The 3573-nt window shown below is 51.9% G+C and carries 3 protein-coding genes and 2 pseudogenes; all 5 read left to right on the top strand.

Features of this window, described 5'->3' with window-relative positions; all coding sequences use genetic code 11:
• Nucleotides 1-182: transposase (locus tag KMAL_RS16295; RefSeq protein WP_146044260.1), on the top strand; the 182-nt coding region annotated here is incomplete at its 5' end.
• A 71-nt stretch (nucleotides 183-253) separates the two neighbouring features.
• Nucleotides 254-965: pseudogene (locus KMAL_RS17960) on the top strand (IS5 family transposase).
• A 131-nt stretch (nucleotides 966-1096) separates the two neighbouring features.
• A protein-coding gene (locus KMAL_RS16285; RefSeq protein WP_408887941.1) for an IS5 family transposase occupies nucleotides 1097-1875 on the top strand; the annotation gives its coding sequence in 2 pieces (ribosomal slippage) (nucleotides 1097-1451 and nucleotides 1451-1875; 780 coding nt in all).
• 198 nt (nucleotides 1876-2073) lie between these two features.
• On the top strand, nucleotides 2074-2631 hold the full coding sequence (locus KMAL_RS17065; RefSeq protein WP_146044259.1) for a hypothetical protein: 558 nt from the start codon (nucleotides 2074-2076) through the stop codon (nucleotides 2629-2631).
• 125 nt (nucleotides 2632-2756) lie between these two features.
• Nucleotides 2757-3440 (top strand): annotated as a pseudogene (locus tag KMAL_RS16280) (IS5 family transposase).
• Nucleotides 3441-3573: the final 133 nt, after the last annotated feature.

Below are 3573 nucleotides of genomic sequence, written 5' to 3'. Positions count from 1 at the left end.
CAGAAGCCGGAGATCTTTACAGACTACGAAAACAGACCGTGGAGCCGGTCTTTGGAATTATCAAAAGCATCATGGGCTTCAGAAGGTTCAGCCTGCGTGGCCTTGCAAAAGTCACGACCGAATGGACCCTCGTTGCGCTCGCATATAACTGCAAAAGAATGGCGCGGCTTCAAACAGTATAAGCCAGGTTACCCTCGGCCTTATGATCCTCCCAATGGCCAACCCGACAGGCTGCTAGAGCAGATTACACCGTATTTTTTCCCTGGCTTACGGAATGCTACGCGTGGATCACCGGAGGATTCTGAGCGGTATCGTTTATGTGATCCGAAACGGGCTTCAGTAGAAAAATGCCCCGAAAGGGTATGGTCCTCACAAGGCCTTATGTAACCGTTTCATCCGATGAAGCCGCCCGGATGTCATTGACCGGATCTTCGTCGGGCTGACAGAGCAGGCTGGCCGTTCAAAGCATCTGATGCTCGATACGACACACTTCAAGCCGCACAGGTCGCAGCGGCCCTGCTCAAAAAGGGGCTTTTCCTCGGCATATCGGACGCACAAAAGGGGGTGACTGAACTCAAAGCTGCATAGCATGTGCGATGGCCACGGCCGACCTGTCCGCCCCTATCTGACTGCTGGACAAGTCAGTGCCTTTCAAAGGGGCGGATGTCCTTCTGGCGGACCTGCCGGAAAGAATAGAAGAAGTCATCGGGAATCGGGGTTGTGACAGCAACCGCATCCGGCGGTCTCTCAGCGACCGAGATATCACCGCTTACAACCCACCTAAGAACAACAGAAAATCAAAGCGACCCTGCAACTGGCACCTGTATAAAAAGCGCCACCTTATTGAAAGCATGTTCGCAAGGCTGAGAGACTGGAGACGTGTTGCAACCAGATACGACCGGTGCGCTCATACATGCATATCTGCCATCCAAACCGCAGCAAGTGTAATCATCTTTCTCAAATGATGCGTCCCCTGCCCCATTATCCCGCCCGGCTCCAGCCTCGTCACATCATGAGATGCATCAACCTATATAGGCTAGGGCCTGTTAGGCCTTGAATGACAGAACGGACTGCATAGCTGTTTATGATGAGCATGATGCAGTCTGTCTTTTCTGATGCCGCCTGGTCCGTCTGGGAGCCTTTGATCGAGGAAGTCCGTCCGACGGGCAAGACCCCACCGAAAAACCTTCGACGGACGATCTCCGCGATTTTCTGGCGCCATCAGAATGGCGCGAAATGGCGCGCCCTTCCGCCTGAGTTTGGTCCCTGGTGGATTGCCGCCCAACTATTCATTCGCTGGTCGAAGCTTGGTGTGTGGCAGCGCCTCTTTGAAAAGGTAAAAGGCGCGGAGCTGGCATTGGGCATGGTCTTTCTCGATGGCACGACGATCCGTGCCCATCACAAGGCGGCCGGGGCCGCCAAAAAAGGGGATACAGTGAACGCTGCAGAGATCGTGAGGCGCTTGGCCGCTCACGTGGAGGCTTTGGCACCAAGGTCTGCGTAGCTGCGGATGGACATGGCAAGGCACTGTCTTTCACGCTGTCGCCCGGACAGTCACACGAACTGCCATCCGCTTATGCCCTGCTCGACGACCTGCCACACCCACCGACCTATATCGTCTGTGACCGTGGGTATGCCTCGCATAAATTCCGCGAATATCTCTGGAACCGAGGATCTCGTCCTGTCATTCCGCCAAGGAAGAATGATCCGGAAGTCGCCTGTCCCAAATGGGCTTACAGACACCGGCATCTGGTCGAAAATCTGTGGGCAAGGCTCAAGGAATGGCGGGCTGTCGCGACCCGGTATGAGAAGACCGCCGCATCCTTCTTCTCCATCATCCTCATCGCGGCTACAGCAGACTATATCAAGGCCTAACAGGCCCTAATACGGTCTATCCGCATCCACCCTGCCTTTAGCCGATACATGTCTTCAAATAATATGTATCGCGAAGAAAGCTCTACTGCGCTTTCTGATATTAAACTGTATGTGTGATTGCAAAAAATGGTGCATGGGTGCATAGTCCCGCCTTCTACGACCTTCGTGCGCGGAATATTTGTGAAAGGCAATTATCCTATGTCTGTATACCATTCGATATGCAAAGCACGAAAATCCGATATATACATATTATTTTTATTATTATGGTCTTTTTTTTCTTTTCATGCATATGGTTATTCGATAACGGGCGCAAGGCAATTCGGTGACTGTGGCGTTGGCGTTGTACCTTCTGCTAAGAATATGATTATGCTTACATGCGGCTTAGATCCCAGCCTCCCTGGTTTTGTCCTAAACAAAATGCCAGATCCTCGAAATAAAGAAAATATAATACCTGTTTTAATAATTAATATTCCCAACGCAAAATATAAAGACAAGTCCATTAAAATACATTTTGATGGCAGTGTAAATCAGATAGAAGCTATTATTAATACTCCGCCGAATGCGTGGTTTGTTTATCAGCCTGATACATCGGCATGGCCATCAATCTTTCAATCTATTATGAGTTCACAGAGTATTACACTCGAAACCGAATCAAATACCTATACCATAGATGTGACAGGTTTTAGCCAGGCATTTCAGTATTTTTGTGATGAATATAAGAAAATGCATAATGAACCGTTCCCGGGTAGCAATTGAAATAGATCGTATAGATTCTATTGACCACAGGCCTGATCCGCGACTGCTACTAGGTTGTGAACTCATAAAAATTGTTGGTGATTAGCGGCATGCGTGATTCAAATCTTCGGACTGAGGGAGCTTTGATGACGCGCTGCCGCTACGAACTCATCGACCGCGAATGGTCTATCCTGTCGCCGTTGCTGCCCAACAAACAGCGTGGCGTCCCCCGCGTCGATGATCGCCGTGTGCTGAATGGCATCCTTTGGCGCTTTCGGACAGGTTCGCCCTGGGCACAAATCCCCGAACGCTATGGCCCGCCGACCACCTGTTACAATCGTTTTGTTCGCTGGCGAAAAGCCAGGGTATGGGATCGGCTTCTTGAAGCCGTTTCGGCGGCTTACGATGGCGACATGGGACGTTCCCGCGGCGGCCTCACCAGTAAGATCCACGCGCTCGTCGACGCGGAAGGCCGTCCCGTCAGTCTTCGTCTGACAGGCGGCCAAGTCGCCGATTGCACCGAGGCCGATGCGCTGACCGATAGCCAGGGCGAAAGATACATCCTGCTGGCCGACAAGGGATATGACAGCAATGCCATTCGCGCCAAGGCAGCGGCCCGAAATGCTTGAGCCAATATCCCGCCAAAGGCCGCTCGCAAGGGAAGCTTCACCTTCTCACGCTGGGTCTATCGGCAAAGGAACCTCGTGGAACGCTTCTTCAACAGGATCAAACAGTTCCGAGGTATCGCAACCCGATACGACAACCCTCCCGAAAACTACCTCGCCGCTGTAAAGCTCGTCGCGGCGAGAAGCTGTTGTCGATGTTTATGAGTCGACACCCTAGCAGCCTGTCGGGTTGGGCATTTTGCGGCTGATAACGCCAAGGCTGACCTGGCTTATGCTGCCTGAAGCCGCGCCATTCTTTTACAGTTGTATGCGAGAGCAACGAGTGTCCATTCGGTCG

The organism is Novacetimonas maltaceti, assembly GCF_002906255.1.
In the GTDB taxonomy this organism is placed as follows: Bacteria; Pseudomonadota; Alphaproteobacteria; order Acetobacterales; family Acetobacteraceae; genus Novacetimonas; species Novacetimonas maltaceti.
This window is presented reverse-complemented; position numbering and strand designations above follow the sequence as displayed.